Below are 16,477 nucleotides of genomic sequence, written 5' to 3'. Positions count from 1 at the left end.
CGAAAGATGGGTGAAGCATGTCCGATTCCTTGCCGAACACGGCCGCCGACGACGCGTCGGTCCGACTCTCCAACGGTCGCCTAGCGGCCGGACGGGTGGCCGAAGCCGCCGAACTGGACGCGGCCGACCCGCTGGCGCACGTGCGCGAGCGGTTCCTGCTGCCGGCAGGCGTGATCTACCTCGACGGCAACTCGCTGGGCGCGCTGCCCGCCGCGGTGCCCGAGGCGCTGAACGACGCGGTGCACCGCCAGTGGGGCACCGACCTGATCCGCTCCTGGAACGCCAACGACTGGTGGGGGGCGCCCGCGCGGATCGGCGACCGGATCGGCGCGCTGATCGGCGCCGCGCCCGGTCGGGTGGTGTGCGGCGACTCGACGTCGGTGCAGATCTTCAACGCGATCGCCGGTGCCCTGCGGCTGCGCCCGGGACGCACCGTGGTGCTGGCCGACCCGGACAGCTTCCCCACCGACCTCTACCTGGCCGACTCGATGGCCGGCCTGCTCGGCGCCCAGGTGCGCCGGGTCCCGGTCGGCGAACTCGCCGAGGTGCTGCGCGCGGACGGCGACACGGTCGCGGTGATCGCCTACAACCACGTCGACTACCGCAGCGGCGAACTGCGCGACCTGCCCGGATTGACCGCCGCGGCGCACGCGGTCGGCGCGTTGGCGCTGTGGGACCTGTGCCACTCCGCCGGCGCGTTCCCGATCGACCTGGACGCGCACGACGTCGACCTCGCCGTCGGCTGCGGCTACAAGTACCTGTCCGGCGGCCCCGGCGCGCCGGCGTTCGTCTACGTGGCCGAGCGGCACATCGCCGACTTCGCGCCCGCCCTGACCGGCTGGCACGGGCACGCGAACCCGTTCGGCATGGAGCCGGGATACGCGCCCGCGCCGGGCATCGAGCGGGCCCGGATAGGCACCCCGCCGCTGTTGTCGATGCTCGCGCTCGAAGCCGCGCTCGGCGCCTACGACGACGTGTCCATGACGGCCGTGCGGGCCAAGGGCCTGGCGCTGACCGACCTGTTCATCGCCTGCGTCACCGATCTGGGCCTGGAGACGCTGACCCCGCTCGAGCACGCGCGGCGCGGCAGCCAGGTCGCGGTGCGCCACCCGGAACCGCACGCGGTGATGGCGGCGCTGATCGACCGGGGCGTGATCGGCGACGTCCGGCCGCCGGATGTGCTGCGCTTCGGGTTCAACCCGCTCTACATCGGCCACGCCGACGTGGTCGAGGCCGCGCGCGTCCTCGGGGACATCCTGGAGACGGGGGCGTACAAGGACGCGCGCTACGCCGTTCGGGCGACGGTGACGTGACGCGGGTCACCACAGGGGGATCACCTCCGACCGGGCGGGGACGGGGTGGTTAGGCTCGACTCGTGAGTTTGGGTGCGCGGTCACACGGGTCCGGTAACGCCTCGGCTGCGGCCGAATGGCGCAAGCCTTCGAGGGCAGGGATCCGGGCATGCCACGTACCCGAGACGACCGTCGCGCCGGCCGCCCCGGCCGTACCCGCTGGACGGACGCCGTGAGCACCTCGACGGCGGGCGCACGCACGACCGACGGCAACGCCGACTGGGAGGGCGTGCGCCTGCACGTGGTCAGCGGCAAGGGCGGCACCGGCAAGACCACCGTGGCCGCCGCGCTGGCACTGGCGCTGGCCTCGGGCGGGCGGCGCACGCTACTGGTCGAGGTGGAGGGGCGACAGGGCATCGCGCAGCTCTTCGACTGCCCGCATCTGCCCTACGAGGACCGCAAGATCGCGGTCGCCCCGGGTGGCGGCGAGGTGTACGCGCTCGCGATCGACCCGGAAGAGGCGCTGCTCGAATATCTCGACATGTTCTACCACCTGGGTCGGGCCGGTAAGGGCCTGAAGAAGCTCGGGGCGATCGACTTCGCGACCACCATCGCGCCGGGGCTGCGCGACGTGCTGCTGACCGGCAAGGCGTGCGAGTCGGCCCGGCGCCGCACGCAGGGGAAGTTCGCCTACGACGCGGTGGTCATGGACGCGCCGCCCACCGGCCGGATCGCACGCTTCCTCAACGTCAACACCGAGGTCGCGGGGCTGGCCAGATTCGGCCCGATCCACACCCAGGCCGAGGCGGTGATGGGGGTGATCCGCTCACCGCAGACCGCGGTCCACCTGGTCACCCTGCTGGAGGAGATGCCGGTCCAGGAGACCGTGGACGGCGTCACCGAACTGCGCGACTCGGGCCTGCCCACCGGCGGCGTGGTGATCAACATGGCCCGGCCGCCGCTCCAAGCCGAGGACGAGAGCGACACCGGACAGCGGCTCACCGCCGAGCTGCTCGAGGCCGGCCTGGTCGCGGGCGGCATCAAGCCCACCCGGCCGCTGGTCACCTCGCTGCTGGCCGAGGCCGACGAGCACGCGAGCCGGATCGAGTTGGAGAGCACCGGCCGCGCCCTGGTCCGCGGGCTGGACCTGCCGGTGTACGAACTGCCGCTGCTGGCCGACGGAATGGACCTGGGCGGTCTGTACCGCCTCGCCGAAGCGCTGCGCGAGCAGGGGATGGCATGAACAGGCTGGAGATCGACGAGCTGATCGACGACCCGGGCACCCGCATCCTGGTGTGCTGCGGCTCCGGCGGCGTCGGCAAGACCACCACCGCCGCGGCGCTCGGGCTGCGCGCGGCCGAACGCGGTCGGGACGTGGTGGTGCTGACCATCGACCCCGCACGCCGGCTCGCCCAGTCGATGGGCCTGACCGAGTTGGACAACACGCCACGCCGGGTCGTCGACGTCGACGAGACCAAGGGCGGCAGCCTGCACGCGATGATGCTCGACATGAAGCGCACGTTCGACGAGATCGTCGAACAACACGCCGACCCCGAGCGCGCGCAGCAGATCCTGGACAACCCGTTCTACCAATCGTTGTCCTCCAGCTTCGCCGGTACGCAGGAGTACATGGCGATGGAGAAGCTGGGCCAGTTGCACGCGACCGGCGAGTGGGACCTGATCGTGGTGGACACCCCGCCGAGCCGGTCCGCGCTCGACTTCCTCGACGCCCCCCAGCGCCTGGGCTCGTTCCTGGACGGCCGGCTGATCCGGATACTCTCCGCTCCCGCCAAGGTCGGCGGGCGCGGCGCGCTCAAGTTCCTGTCCGCGGGCATGGGCCTGATGACCGGCGCGCTCAGCAAGGTGGTCGGCACCCACCTGCTGACCGACATCCAGACCTTCGTGGCCGCGCTGGACACCACCTTCGGCGGCTTCCGCAAGCGGGCCGACGCGACCTACAAACTGCTCCAGGCGCGCGGCACCTCGTTCCTGGTGGTCGCCGCGCCGGAGAAGGACGCGCTGCGGGAGGCCGCGTACTTCGTCGACCGACTGGGCACCGAGCGCATGCCGCTGGCCGGCCTCGTGCTCAACCGCGTGCACGCCACGCGCGCCGGTCGGCTGTCCGCGGAACGCAGCGTGGCCGCGGCCGAGGCGCTGACCGAGCAGGCGGAGCAGGCCGAACAGCTCGCGCAGGTCGAGGAGGTCGAACCGCTCGACGGTGAGCACCCGTCGCGGCCCGCCGACCTGCGCCTGGTCGCGGGACTGCTGACGCTGCACGCCGAGCGGTTGCGGGTGATCGACCGGGAGGAGCGCATGCGCACGCGCTTCACCTCGATCCACCCCGAGGTGCGGGTGGCCGAGGTTCCGGCGCTGCCCGGTGACGTGCACGACCTGGACGGGCTGCGGGTGATCGGCGAGAGCCTGGGCACGGGCTGAGCCCGGGTCCGCCGGCAGCCCGAATCCGCTCGGCGACCCGCGATCGCTGTCGATCGGGTTCACCCGGTTTCATCCGCACCCGCGCACCACGCCGCGGCTGTCGTCCGTATCGACCCACCGTGCCACGGGGTTCGTCCGTACCCGCCGGGACCCGGGCCTGACTCCCGGCCCCGGCGGGTTCTCACGTGCGAACGAGGTGGCGTTCGGCCGTCGACACGTGCTCAGCCGGCGACCCGAAACTCCTCGTCTCCGTGGATGTCGCGCTCGTACTCCTCGCGCGCGGTCTCCAGCAGCCGACGCCACGAGGTGATCATCGGCCGGCGGCGCAGCAGCGCGCGCCGCTCCCGCTCGGTCATGCCACCCCAGACACCGAACTCCACTCGATTGTCCAGCGCGTCCGCCAGGCACTCGGTGCGGACCGGACACCCGGTGCACACTGCCTTGGCACGGTTCTGCGCCGCCCCCTGCACGAACAGCTCATCCGGATCGGTACTCCGGCAGGCGGCCTGCGTGCTCCAGTCGGTAACCCAGCTCATGCTGGTGCCGTCCTCTCCCGATTTTCGAGGCTCCCCCAACGGCGGCGAAGGGAATTCCCGACGCCAAGCAGGACGGTACGAAACCCTGGGCACGCGCAACAGCCCCTGTGCGGGCAGTCATCGATGGCCCGGAAGGACTATGCGCAAATATGGACCCACCCGTCCGGGTGAATGCTCTTGCGTTTCCGGTCACGGCTTCACTCAGAAGGAGGCACGTCCGCGGCACAGAGCACGGCAGCGAGATCCGACATCCGGCCGCATTCACTCTAAAGAGTGAAATGGCTACTGACACGGATCCCCCGGCTGCTCCGCCAGCTTAGGCGAAGTCCCTTCACCGCGTAGGGTGTTTCGGCACGTAGGCTGTCGCCCATGGCCCGAACTTCCTCCGGCTCGGCCCGCCCGAAACGCGGCTCGTCCCGCTCACGATCCCCGTTGGGCTTCGTGGGACGGTTCGCCGCCTTCGTGGGTGCGAGCATCCTCGCCGGCGCCCTGGTCGCGGGAATCGCACTGCCCTTCGTGGGAGGCTTCGGCCTGACCGCGAAGGCGGCGTCGGAAAACTTCGACGATCTGCCCAGTGATCTGGATCAACCGTTCCTGTCGCAGCCGTCGTACATCCTCGACTCCGAGGGCAACCAGCTCGCGATGGTCTACGACCGGTATCGCATCCTGGTGAACTTCGACCAGATCTCACCGATCATGCGTCAGGCGATCGTGGCGATCGAGGACTCGCGCTTCTACGAGCACGGTCCGATCGACCTCAAGGGCACCCTGCGCGCCCTGATGCGCAATCAGCAGTCGGGTGGCACGGGATCCAAGCAGGGCGGTTCCAGTCTCACCCAGCAGTACGTGAAGAACATCTTCGTGGAGGAGGCCGGCAACGACCCGGCCAAGGTGGCCAAGGCCCAGGCCCAGGAGGTCTCCCGCAAGGTCAAGGAACTGAAGTACGCGATCGGCCTGGAACAACGGCTGTCCAAGGACGAGATCCTCACCAGGTATCTCAACATCACCTTCTTCGGCCGCCAGGCGTACGGCGTCGAGGCCGCGTCGCAGCGCTACTTCAGCAAGCACGCCAAGGACCTGACCCTGACCGAGGCGGCCACCCTGGCCGGCGTGGTGCAGGCGCCCTCGGCGTACGACCCGATCGGCTACCCGAACGCCGCCCGGGAACGACGCAACATAGTGTTGCAGCGCATGGCCGAGGTGAAGGTCATCTCGCAGGTCGAGGCCGACGCGGCCAAGGCCACCGAACTGAACCTGAAGACCCAGCCGCTGCCCAACGGCTGCATCACCGCCGACCAGATCGACGGTGCCGCGTTCTTCTGCGACTACGTCGAACGGGTGGTCAAGAACGACCCGGCGTTCGGCGCGAACAAGGGCGACCGCGACCGGTTGTGGCGCGAGGGCGGTCTGCGGATCACCACCACGTTGGACCGAAAGGCCCAGAAGTCGGCCTACACCGCCGCAACCAAGGGCGTACTCCAAAAGGACCCGGTCGCCGACGCGGTCGTCATGGTCGAGCCGGGCAGCGGCAAAATCAAGGCGATGGCGCAGAGTCGGCCGTACGGGTTCGGCGACTACGAGACCACGCTCAACTACTCGGTCGACCACTCCATGGGCGGCTCGACGTACGGCTTCCAGACCGGCTCGACGTTCAAGCCGATCACCGCCGCGGCGGCGCTGGAGAGCGGGATGAAGGTCGACCAGGAGTACTCCACGGGCTACGACATCGACATGCGGAAAGAGAAGTTCCGCACCTGCGGTGACGCGGCCCGGGACCCGCAGTACCAGCCGCAGAACGAGAGCCGCAGCGAGACCGGCACCTGGAACATGCAGACCGCGCTGGAGAAGTCGATCAACACGTACTTCGTCCTGTTGTCCAAGGACGTGGGGCTGTGTCCGATCGCGACGCTCTCCGACCAGCTCGGTGTGCACCAGGGCAACGGCAAGGCGCTGGAGCAGGTGCCGAGCATGACGCTGGGCGCCAACACGGTCGCGCCGATGAACATGGCCGCCGCGTACGCCGCGTTCGCCAGCCGTGGGGTCTACTGCTCGCCGATCGCGGTCACCGAGGTGGCCAAGCTCGACGGCACCAAGCTGCCCGTCCCCCAGGCGGGTTGCAAGCAGGTGATGAAGCAGTCGACGGCGGACACGATCAACGCGCTGCTCAAGGGCGTGGTCGAGGACGGCACCGGCACCCAGGCCGGCCTGAAGGACCGGGACAACGCGGGCAAGACCGGTACCACCAACGAGCGCAAGGCGGCCTGGTTCGTCGGCTACACGCCGAACCTGTCCACCGCGGTCTGGATCGGTGGCGCCAAGGACGACGTCGAGATGGTCGACATCACCATCGCCGGCGTCCGCCACGACAAGGTCTACGGCGGACAGGTCCCCGGACCGATCTGGAAGTCCGCGATGTCCGGTGCGCTCAAGGGCGTGGAAGCGCCCGGCTTCGTCGATCCCCCCTCGGGGACGATCCCGGCGAAGCCGGACCCGAACAAGAAGCCGACCGACGGCAAGCCGCGGGATCAGAACCGGCCGCCGACGGGCGGTACGAACACGCGGCCGCCGTGGACTCCGCCGACCACGCCGACCAACACCACGCCGCCCGGCGGGGGTAACGGGGGCAACAGTGGTGGCGGAGGCGGCAACACCAAGCCGCCGGAGTCGACGCGACCGCCGGGGCACTCGTGGCCGCCGATCGGGGGCGGGCCCGGGGGTGGCGGGTTTGGTGACGACGGGTGAGGGGCGCCGACGGGTGACGACCGAGGGGGCCGGTGTCGGCCGGGCTCCTTGGTGAATCCGGTGTCGGGCGGGGTCCGTGGGTTCGTGAGTCTTTGAGTTCGTGACTCTGCGGATTCGTGAGTCTGCGGGTTCGTGACTCCGGGGCTCTGCGGGCCCGTGGGCTCCGCGGCCACGTCGGCTCCCTCGGCTCCCTCGGCTCCGTCGGCTCCGCGTGAACGACGATGGCGGTGCTCCCCTGTTTCTGGGGGGCACCGCCATCGTCGTCGTGTCGGGTGCGGTCGGCCGGAATGGGGCCCGGGTGGGCCGGTGTGGGCCGGGGCCGCGTCGGGTCAGGTGGTGCCGAGCTGGCTCTTGATCTCGGCGGCGATCCGGCCGCCCTCGGCCTTGTCGCCGACCTTGGGACGGACCACCTTCATGACCTGACCCATCGCCTGCGGACCACTCGCCCCGGTCTCCGCGATGGCGTCGGCGACGATCACCTTGAGCTCGTCGTCGGACAGTTGCGCCGGCAGGTAGGCCGCGAGGACCTCGCCCTCGGCGCGCTCGCGGGCGGCGGACTCGGTCCGGCCACCGTTCTCGAAGGCCTCGGCGGCCTCGCGACGCTTCTTCGCCTCGCGCACGATGACCTTGAGGACCTCGTCGTCGGACAGCTCGCGGGCCGTCTTGCCCGCGACCTCCTCGTTGGTGATCGCGGTCAGGGTGAGGCGCAGCGTCGAGGAGACCAGTTCGTCACGGGACCGGATGGCCTCGGTGAGGTCGCTCTGCAAACGGCTCTTGAAGGGGCTCATGGGGTCAAGTGTCGCAGCCGTGGGCGTGGGGGCCCCACCCAATTACCCGGGTGCGGCCCGAGGCGGACCTGTCGAGGGCGTCGTGCCGACCTGCCGCGTTGTGGTCGGCGGAGCGGCACAACGCCATCGAGACTGCCGACGACCGGCCGGCTCTGCCAGCATGGAGGGATGCGACCGCGTTCAGCCTTCCCCCTAGCCGTTGCCGTCACCGGGGCCGTCTGCCTCACCTATGCGGCGGCCTACGAGGCCCGTTCGTTCCGTCTGCGCCGGGTCGAGGTGCCGGTGTTGCCACGCGGGGCGCGGCCGGTACGGATCCTGCAGGTGTCCGACATCCACATGGTCTCCGGCCAGCGCCGCAAGCAGGAGTGGCTGCGCCGGCTCGACGCGCTGCACCCCGACTTCGTGCTGAACACCGGCGACAACCTGTCCGACCCGGACGCGGTGCCCGAGACGCTCGACGCGCTCGGCCCGCTGCTCGGCCGGCCGGGAGCGTACGTATTCGGCTCCAACGACTACTACGGCCCGCGCCCCAAGGACCCCACCGGCTACCTGCGCCGCGACGACGGCACCCGCCGGCTCGGCCGCGAGAACCCGTGGACCGACCTGCGCGACGGCTTCGACGCGGCGGGCTGGGAGAACCTCAACAACGCGCGCGGCCGCGTCAAGGTGGACGGCCTGGAGATCGAGTTGGTCGGCCTGGACGACCCGCACATAGACCGGGACCGCTACGAACAGGTGGCCGGCGGCCCCGACCCGGCAGCGGACATCTCGCTCGCCGTCGTGCACGCCCCGTACCTGCGCGCCCTGGACGCCTTCACCGCCGAGGGCTACCCCCTCGTGATCGCCGGCCACACCCACGGCGGCCAGGTCTGCGTCCCCTTCTACGGCGCGCTCACCACGAACTGCGACCTCGACCGCAAGCGCGCCAAGGGCCTGTCCAAACACACCTCCGCCGACCGCGAGGCCTACCTCCACGTCTCCGCCGGCTGCGGCACCTCCCGCTACGCCCGCTTCCGCTTCGCCTGCCCCCCCGAGGCCACCCTCCTCACCCTGACACCCCGTCAATCCACCGCCGGCTCCCTCCCCCCGGCCCCCCGCTAAACCGGATTTCGCCTCAGGCCCCCGACCCGCTAAGCTGAACGCGCAGCATCGGGGTGTGGCGCAGCTTGGTAGCGCGCTTCGTTCGGGACGAAGAGGCCGTGGGTTCAAATCCCGCCACCCCGACTCGGATTGGAGACCCTTCCGGAATTTCCGGAAGGGTCTCTTTTTTGCGTAGCGGCGGCCACGGCTCCACCAGGACCAGCACGCCGAGGCCCGAGTAGGCCGCCGCCTTGCCGACGCGATCGCGGGGCTTTCTGTTCTTCTTCGAGAAACCGGACTTCCTGCTCTTCGCGCCCGGGGTCGCGGACCCGACCCAGGTCGGTTCGGCCGCCGGGTACTCCTTTGTGGCAATAGCGGAGAGCCCATTTGTTGGCGACATCGGATCCGGCTCGTCGATGGGCCGTGAACTGCATGGTCACCATCTGGTTCCCCTCTCACCGAAAAGTGCGTTCTTCCACGTCAGTGCAGACTCTCCTACGGTTTCCGAGTAACCGAAAGAGAGCGATCGCCTCGATTCGGTGGGAACGGGCTGCGGCCCGCAGGACGAGGAGGCGAACAGCATGGCCATCACCCTGGTGAACCCCGGCGGACTGCCGGAGATCGACGTGTACCGGCAGGTGTCGATCGCGACCGGGTCGAAGCTGGTCTTCGTTGCCGGGCAGGTCGCCTGGGACGCCGACGGCGTCACGGCCGCCCCGGGCGATCTCGCCGCGCAGGTCGAACAGTGCTACCTCAACGTCGCCACCGCCCTGGCCGGGGCGGGCGCGTCCTTCGACGACGTGGCGAAGCTGACCGTCTACGTCGTCGACTGGACGCCCGACAAGATGCCCCTGTTCCTGGACGGGCTGTCGCGGGCGGCCGGGAAGCTGGGCGTCACGCCGGTAGCGCCGGGCACTCTGCTGGGCGTCGCGGCGCTGGACGTCCCCGAGCACCTGGTCGAGGTCGAGGCGATCGCTGTCATCGACTGAACCAGCACGCCGAGGTTGACGCCGCAGGGTGTGAGTGATTGAGTACTCACATGAAGACGGAACCACGCCGAACACTCTCCACCGCCGACGAACGCCGCGAGACGGTGCTGCGCACCGCCATCGGGGCGTTCGCGGCGAAGGGGTACTACGGCACGACGACCACCGAGGTGGGCAAGGCCGCGGGCATCTCGCAGGCCTACGTGTTCCGGCTCTTCCCGAACAAGGAGAGCCTGTTCGTCGCCGTGGTCGAGTACTGCTTCCTCCGCGTCCGGGAGAGCCTGGAGCGCGGCGCGGCGGCGGCCGAGGGCAGTTCGCCCGAGGCGGTGCTGTCCGCCATGGGTGAGGCGTACGCCCGCCTGATCACCGACAACGACCTGCTCCTGGTGCAGATCCACGCCCAGGCCGCGGCGGCTTCCGAGCCCGCCGTGCGCGATGTGGTGCGCACCGGGTACGCCCGGCTCGTCGAGTACGTGCGCGGCGCCTCCGGGGGCGACGACGCGCAGGTCCAGCAGTTCTTCGCCCGCGGGATGTTGTGCCACCTGGTGTCGGCGATCGGCGCCGCCGAGGTGGACGCGCCGTGGACGCGCACACTCGCGGCCGGCATCCGGCACTACTGACCCGTCCGAGCCACATCCCCACGTCGCACCACACCACCGCCCGGGAGCGCCTTTGGTCGGACCTTGCAGTGAGTGGTTGATCACTCATTCAAGTTACGACCTCGCCGCACCTCAATCCACCCCACCCCCGAGGAGTCCCCCATGTTCGCCGCCGCCATCGCCACCGCCACCGCCCTCCCGCTCGCCTTCTCGCCCGGCGGACACGGCTCGATCGGCATCGACGAAAACGCCCCGGTCATCACCCGCGACGACATCACCATCCACGCGCCACTGGACCGGGTGTGGCGGATCCAGACCGACGTCGAGGCATGGCCCGCCTGGCAGCCCGGCGTGAGCTCGGTGGTCAAGCAGACGCCGGGGCCGCTGCGTCCGGGATCGTCGTGGGTCTGGTCGACCGAGGGCCTGGAGGACATCACGTCCACGGTCAAGCAGGTCGACCCGAAGCGGCGCATCGTGTGGGGCGGGCCGGCCCAGGGCATCACGGCGGTCCACGTGTGGACGTTCACCAAGACCAAGGAAGGTGTGCGCGTCCACACCGAGGAGTCCTGGACCGGCGAACCCGTCGAGGCGAACAAGGAGTTCCTGCAGCAGGCGCTCGACGGCTCGCTCGGCCATTGGCTGAACAACCTCAAGCAACGCGCGGAACGCTGCGACTGACGCGCGCTCGTGCGCGGCCCTCCGGGGCGTTCTTTTTTGCGGCAAAGAATGATTGATCAATCACACACTGACGTCACATCGAGACGACCTCGGAACAGGAGTCCCCCATGTCCTCGGCACCCCTCGCCCAACCGGCGGACCCGCCCTCCACCGCAGCGGACCCGGCCGCCGGCCCGGCCGGTCGGGTGCTGGCCGTCCTCGCGGCAGCGCAGTTCGCGGTGGTGCTGAGCACGTCGATCGTGAACGTCGCCCTGCCGCAGGTCCGCGACGGGATCGGCCTGTCGGGTGACGGGATGGCGTGGGTGGTCAACGCGTACGGCCTCGCCTTCGGCGCGCTGTTGTTGCCCGGCGGGCGGCTCGCCGATCTGCTGGGACAGCGCCGAGTCCTGCTCGCGGGACTCGCCGTCTTCACCGCCGCGTCGGTCGCGGCGGCATCGTCCACCGCACCGTGGTTGCTGATCGCGGCCCGGGCCACCCAAGGGCTGGGCGCCGCCGCGATCGCACCGGCCGCGCTGGCGCTCGTCATGCGGACCTTCGCACCGGGACCGGCGCGCGGCAAGGCGCTCGGCGTGTGGGGCGCGGTATCGGGGGCGGGCGGCGCAGCGGGCGTCCTCTTGGGCGGCGTGCTCACCGAAGCCTTCGGCTGGCGTGCGGTGTTCGTGGCGGTCGCGGTGCTCGGCGCCGCCGTGCTGGCCGCCTCCTCCCGGCTGCTGCCGGGCACACGGCCGGCCGGGGACCACGGCACCCGCTCCTTCGACCTCGGCGGCACCGCGACGGTGACACTCGGACTGGTCGCCCTCGCCTACGGCCTGACCACCGCGGGCCGCAACGGCTGGACCGACCCCCGGGTCCTGACCGCGATCTCCGTCGCCGTACCCCTGCTCGGCCTGTTCGCGGTGCTGGAACGGCGCCACAGCGCACCGCTGTTGCCGCCGCGCCTGCTCAGGTCCGGCGCGGTCGCTCCGGCGAACCTCGTGATGACGCTGCTGGGCGGCGTGTGGGTGGGCCTGTTCTTCTTCCTGCCGCTCTACCAGCAACAAGCCCTGGGATACACCGCCTTGCGGGCCGGGCTCACACAACTCCCGCTTGCCGTGGCCAACATGCTCGGCGCGGCCGTCGCACCACGGCTCGCCCGGCGGTTCGGAGCGGGCTCCGTGCTCGCGGCCGGTATGGCCACCATCGCCGGCGGCTTCCTGTGGCTCTCCCGGATATCGGCGGACGGCGGCTTCCTCGGCGACCTCCTCGGCCCGACCGTCGTCGTCGGCCTCGGCCTCGGCGCCGCCTTCGTCCAACTCACCGGCGCGGCCGTCGCCGGAGTCCCGACCGCCGACGCGGGGTCGGCCGGCGGACTGGTCAACACCACACGGCAGATCGGCGGTGCGCTGGGGCTGGCCGTACTCGGCACCCTCGCCACCGCGCGCACCGATGCCGCCGGATCGGCGGTCCCCCACGAGGTCGCGCTCACCGACGGCTACCGCACCGCCTTCCTGGTCTCCGCGGGCATCGCCGCCGTCGGCGCCCTGCTGACTCCCCTGCTCACCCGGCGAACCACGCCGACCCCCTGAACTCCGCCGCAACCGAAGCACGCCCCCGCACCTCGCCCGACCCGCAGACCCGAGAACCGCAGAGCCGAGAGCCCCAAACCCGAGAGCCGCAGACCGGAAGGAACCCGACATGAACACCACCGCCGCAGGCCGGCCCGCCGCCCGCAAGCCCTACCTCACCGGCCACTACGCCCCCGTCGCCGACGAGATCACCGCCACCGACCTGACCGTCGAAGGCACCCTCCCGCCCGAACTCACCGGCAGCCTGCTCCGCGCCGGCCACAACCCCAAGCCCGGCGTCATCCCCAGCCACTGGTTCAAGGGCAGCGGCATGGTCCACGGCATTCGGCTCCGCGACGGCCGCGCCGAGTGGTACCGCAACCGCTGGGTGCGCACGCCGGCCCTGGACGGCGCGCCGTACATGACCGAGCACGGCCCGGACTTCACCGTCAGCACCGCCGGAACCCACGTCATCGAGCACGGCGGCCGGCTGCTCGCCCTGTGCGAGTCGGCGCTGCCGTACGAGCTCACCCCCGAGCTGGACACCGTCGGCGCCTACGACTTCGGCGGCAAGCTGAAGTCCTTCATGACCGCGCACCCCAAGGAGGACCCGGCCACCGGCGAACTGCACTTCTTCGCATCGTCGCCGTTCCCGCCGTTCCTCACCCACTACGTGGTCTCCCCGCAGGGCGACCTGACGCTCAGCCAGGACGTCCCCGGCGCATCCGCCGCGCTCAAGCACGATTTCGCGATCACCGAGCACCATGTCGTGTTCCTCGAAGGATCGGTCACCTTCGACCACACCGAGGCCTCCGGCATCCCGTACAGCTGGAGCGACGCGCAGCCCTGCCGCGTCGGCGTCATGCCGATGGGTCCCGGCGGCGCGGCGAACATCCGCTGGTTCGACGTCGGCGCCGGGTTCGGTATGCACTTCGCCAACGCGTACCAGGACGCACTGGGCCGCATCATCGTCGAGGGCGCGACCGTGGACCGCACCGGCTGGCAGCGCTCCTGGAACTGGTGGGTCGGCGCACCGGGTCGTGGTGCCGAGCCCACCTCCGGTTCCCGTAGCCGCCGGTGGACGATCGACCTGGCCGCGGGCGTGGCACGCGAGGAGCAGACCGACGACCTGATCGTCGAGTTCCCGACCATCAACGAGACCCTGCTCGGCCGCCCGCACCGCTACCAGTACGCACTGGCCTTCCCGGACGACGACGGCGTCGGCAACCACACCTTCGTCAAGTACGACCGCGCCACCGGCGCCCGGCAGCTGCGCCCCATCGGCGTCGGCCAACTCCCCAGCGAGGCCATCTTCGTCCCCGCCGCGCACGCCGCCGCCGAGGACCACGGATACCTCCTCAGCGTCGTCGGCGACCTCAACACCGACAGCTCCCGGCTCCTGGTCCTCGATGCCCGCGACCTGACCGCGCCCCCGGTCGCCACCGTCCACCTCCCCCGCCGGGTCCCCGCGATGATCCACGGCTCCTGGATCCCGGACGCCCGCTGACCCGCCCCTCCGACTCCCCCGCGGCCCCGCACACCAAGTGCGGGGCCGCGCACGTACCCACCACACGAAACAGCTCGCCCCGAGTCGTCACCGAGCAACGACCCCTGGACGCGTACGCCGTCCATGAGCTTGATCCGCTCGGGTCGGGTCAGCTCTCGTAGTGGTAGCGGCACTGCGCGATCAGAACCGTGTCCTCGGTGGCCTTGTAGATCAGTCGGTGCTCGTCGTTGATGCGGCGCGACCAGTAGCCCTGGAACCCGTGCTTGAGCGGTTCGGGTTTGCCGATCCCCTCGTTGCCCGTTCGGGAGATATCCGCGATGAGCGTATTGATGCGCTTCAGGACCTTCCGGTCCTGAAGCTGCCACCACAGGTAGTCCTCCCAGGCGCGGGAAGAGAACGTGATCTTCATACGCCGCCGACCCTCACTCGTCGGCCGTCAGTTCGCGTACGGTGCCGCCGCCGTTTTCCAACTCGTCGATGGAGGCGAGCAGACGCCGGGCGTTCGCAGGGCTTCGCAACAGGTAGGCGGTCTCCTTCAAGGACTCGTAGTCCTCCAGGGAGACGATCACGACCGGGTCGTGTCCGGCTCGGGTGATGACAACCTCTTCGCGGTCGTCGTTGACGGAGTTGAGCACCTCGGCATAGCGCGCGCGAGACTCGGAGTACGTCATGGTCTTCATGGCCCACCCTCCTTAAGTACAAGAAACTGTACGTCGCCTTTGGTGGGGCGGCAAGTCTCCGGGCGACACCCTCGGCCGGGCGCCCCGGACGCATGACCGCGCACGCCGGGCAACTCCGCCGTGACCAGGACCCCTGAGCGGCCCGAGGGCGGCGTCAGGGGTCGAGGAGGGTGGTCAGGACGATGGCGGGGTCGGCGTCGGGTGGGCCGGCGGGGCACCAGGTGCCTCGGTCCTTGGTGTACGGGTACCACAGGCCGTCCCGGCCCAGGCGGAGTTGGGCGGCTCGGCCCTCGACGGTCCAGCGGTTGCGCCAGGAGCGGAGTCGGGGTGGTTCGCCGTCGGGCCAGTTCGCCCGCAGCGCCTCGCGGTCGCGTTCCAGGCGGGTGGCGGGTGGCGTCCAGTGGTTTTCCAGCACTTCCAGGGATGCCGCGCCGCCGTGCCGCCACGCGCGGGTGGCGAGGGCGAGTTCGCCGGGGGTACGGCCGCAGTTCGAGGAGATCCGGGTGAGGACCTCCGGCGTCGGGTGGGCGGCCGCCAGGCGGACGGCGTCCTGCCATTCGGTGAGCGGGAGGGGTGGGGCGGTGTCGGCGTGCCGCTCGCCGAGGGCTGCGGCCAGCAGGTGACGGGCGCGCGTCGCGGCGTCGGCGGCGAGCAGTTCGAGCGCGGCGGGGTCCACACCGGGCTCCGGGACCGCCGAGTCCACCAGTGCGGGGCCTCGACCGGGCCGTTCGGGCAATGCAGGCGGCGCGGGCAGGGGCGGCAGTTCCGTTCGGGCGGCGAAGGCGAGACCGGCCGGGTCGCCGGCCCGGGCCGGAGGTACGGCCGGGCCCGCGCCCACCGCGTCCGCCGCGGCTTCGGCCGCCGCTCGCGCGGTGTTGCGACGGCCGAGTTCGTCCATCAGTTCCCGCTCGCCGCGCCCCCGCAGGAGCAGCAGCACGAAGGGGTCGCGGTCCAGCAGTCGGGCGACCTGGTAGCACAGCGCGGCGGCGTGTTTGCAGGGGTAACCCCAGTCGGGACAACTGCACTCTGGGTCGAGGTCGCGGGGACCGGGCAGCAGCGGGACGCCGGCGGCCACGGCGTCGTCGGCGAGTCCGGCGGGCATCTCGCCGTCGAGGAGAGCGGCGATGTTGGCGGCCCGGTCGGCGATCATGTCGAGCAGTCGGTCCCACTGTCGGTCCGTCAGCCGCTCGACCCGGATCGTGGAGCGATACGGGGTGCGGCGGCTACCGTGCACCGGGGCGGCGGCCGTACCGCGGCTGATGGTGACCCGGCCCACCGCACCGCCGCGCGCATAGGTCCGGCCGCGCTGGAGGCGCCCGGAGTCCAGGGAGGACTCCTCCAGCGCGCGCAGCCATTCGCGGCCCCACCAGGACTCGGCGAACGGCGCTCGACTGCCCTTGGTGGACGGGAACGCCTCGAAGGTGCGGACGGCTTCCTGGTCCGACGGGGTGCGCCTGGTCATCGTCCCGTCCTTCGCGGCGTCACGGGCTTGGTTCCCCGGTCCGACCCGGCACGCCTGGTCATCGTCCCGTCCTTCGCGGCGTCACGGGCTTGGTTCCCCGGTCCGACCCGGCACGCCTGGTCATCGTCCCGTCCTTCGCGGCGTCAC

At 70.9% G+C, this 16,477-nt stretch carries 15 protein-coding genes and 1 tRNA gene; 11 read left to right on the top strand and 5 right to left on the bottom strand.

Annotation, left to right across the window (positions count from 1 at the left end; all coding sequences use genetic code 11):
- The first annotated feature begins 17 nt into the window (after positions 1-17).
- The 3 genes from kynU to bagB all read left to right on the top strand — a co-directional run bounded on the left by kynU (position 18) and on the right by bagB (position 3,728).
- Entirely contained in the window at positions 18-1,313 is a 1,296-nt protein-coding gene (gene kynU / locus ACZ4FV_RS12780; protein ID WP_395866651.1) for a kynureninase, read from the top strand.
- A gap of 148 nt (positions 1,314-1,461) precedes the next feature.
- Positions 1,462-2,535, top strand: coding sequence for an ATPase BagA (gene bagA / locus ACZ4FV_RS12775; RefSeq protein ID WP_395866649.1), 1,074 nt, complete (start codon positions 1,462-1,464; stop codon positions 2,533-2,535).
- A complete protein-coding gene (gene bagB, locus ACZ4FV_RS12770; protein WP_465322628.1) occupies positions 2,532-3,728 on the top strand; it encodes an ATPase BagB in 1,197 nt (398 codons plus the stop codon). Before bagA ends, bagB begins: the two co-directional genes overlap by 4 nt.
- Before the next feature lie 221 nt (positions 3,729-3,949).
- Here bagB and ACZ4FV_RS12765 read toward each other — a convergent pair whose 3' ends face one another.
- Entirely contained in the window at positions 3,950-4,264 is a 315-nt protein-coding gene (locus ACZ4FV_RS12765) for a WhiB family transcriptional regulator (protein ID WP_020554910.1), read from the bottom strand.
- A gap of 369 nt (positions 4,265-4,633) precedes the next feature.
- Here ACZ4FV_RS12765 and ACZ4FV_RS12760 point away from each other — a divergent pair, with 369 nt between their 5' ends.
- Positions 4,634-7,006: a transglycosylase domain-containing protein gene (locus tag ACZ4FV_RS12760; RefSeq protein WP_395866645.1), complete on the top strand. Its 2,373-nt coding sequence runs from the start codon at positions 4,634-4,636 to the stop codon at positions 7,004-7,006.
- 329 nt (positions 7,007-7,335) lie between these two features.
- Here the strand turns inward: ACZ4FV_RS12760 and ACZ4FV_RS12755 are convergent, their stop codons facing one another.
- Positions 7,336-7,794, bottom strand: a complete 459-nt coding sequence (locus ACZ4FV_RS12755; RefSeq protein WP_395866643.1) for a GatB/YqeY domain-containing protein — start codon at positions 7,792-7,794, stop codon at positions 7,336-7,338.
- Positions 7,795-7,962: 168 nt separating this feature from the next.
- Between ACZ4FV_RS12755 and ACZ4FV_RS12750 the strand changes: the two genes are divergently transcribed.
- The 7 genes from ACZ4FV_RS12750 to ACZ4FV_RS12720 all read left to right on the top strand — a co-directional run bounded on the left by ACZ4FV_RS12750 (position 7,963) and on the right by ACZ4FV_RS12720 (position 14,188).
- Positions 7,963-8,895 carry a metallophosphoesterase gene (locus ACZ4FV_RS12750; protein WP_465322627.1) on the top strand — a complete coding sequence of 311 codons (933 nt, stop codon included), beginning with the start codon at positions 7,963-7,965 and terminating at the stop codon, positions 8,893-8,895.
- A gap of 49 nt (positions 8,896-8,944) precedes the next feature.
- Positions 8,945-9,018, top strand: a tRNA-Pro gene (locus ACZ4FV_RS12745).
- Positions 9,019-9,455: 437 nt separating this feature from the next.
- A complete protein-coding gene (locus ACZ4FV_RS12740) occupies positions 9,456-9,863 on the top strand; it encodes a RidA family protein (protein WP_395866639.1) in 408 nt (135 codons plus the stop codon).
- A gap of 50 nt (positions 9,864-9,913) precedes the next feature.
- Complete coding sequence (locus ACZ4FV_RS12735) at positions 9,914-10,480, top strand: TetR/AcrR family transcriptional regulator (protein ID WP_402234434.1); 567 nt, start codon at positions 9,914-9,916, stop codon at positions 10,478-10,480.
- Positions 10,481-10,621: 141 nt separating this feature from the next.
- Positions 10,622-11,137 (top strand): SRPBCC family protein, encoded by a 516-nt coding sequence (locus ACZ4FV_RS12730; protein WP_465322626.1) that lies wholly within the window; start codon positions 10,622-10,624, stop codon positions 11,135-11,137.
- A 107-nt stretch (positions 11,138-11,244) separates the two neighbouring features.
- Positions 11,245-12,702, top strand: a complete 1,458-nt coding sequence (locus ACZ4FV_RS12725) for an MFS transporter (RefSeq protein ID WP_465322625.1) — start codon at positions 11,245-11,247, stop codon at positions 12,700-12,702.
- Between the two features lie 109 nt (positions 12,703-12,811).
- A complete protein-coding gene (locus ACZ4FV_RS12720) occupies positions 12,812-14,188 on the top strand; it encodes a carotenoid oxygenase family protein (RefSeq protein ID WP_465322624.1) in 1,377 nt (458 codons plus the stop codon).
- 148 nt (positions 14,189-14,336) lie between these two features.
- Here ACZ4FV_RS12720 and ACZ4FV_RS12715 read toward each other — a convergent pair whose 3' ends face one another.
- The 3 genes from ACZ4FV_RS12715 to ACZ4FV_RS12705 form a co-directional block, all read right to left on the bottom strand.
- Positions 14,337-14,597, bottom strand: a complete 261-nt coding sequence (locus tag ACZ4FV_RS12715; RefSeq protein ID WP_395866630.1) for a Txe/YoeB family addiction module toxin — start codon at positions 14,595-14,597, stop codon at positions 14,337-14,339.
- Between the two features lie 13 nt (positions 14,598-14,610).
- On the bottom strand, positions 14,611-14,868 hold the full coding sequence (locus ACZ4FV_RS12710) for a type II toxin-antitoxin system Phd/YefM family antitoxin (protein ID WP_395866628.1): 258 nt from the start codon (positions 14,866-14,868) through the stop codon (positions 14,611-14,613).
- Positions 14,869-15,022: 154 nt separating this feature from the next.
- Positions 15,023-16,330: an SWIM zinc finger family protein gene (locus ACZ4FV_RS12705; RefSeq protein ID WP_465322623.1), complete on the bottom strand. Its 1,308-nt coding sequence runs from the start codon at positions 16,328-16,330 to the stop codon at positions 15,023-15,025.
- Between the last annotated feature and the right edge of the window lie 147 nt (positions 16,331-16,477).

The organism is Embleya sp. NPDC025285, assembly GCF_055558835.1.
This window is presented reverse-complemented; position numbering and strand designations above follow the sequence as displayed.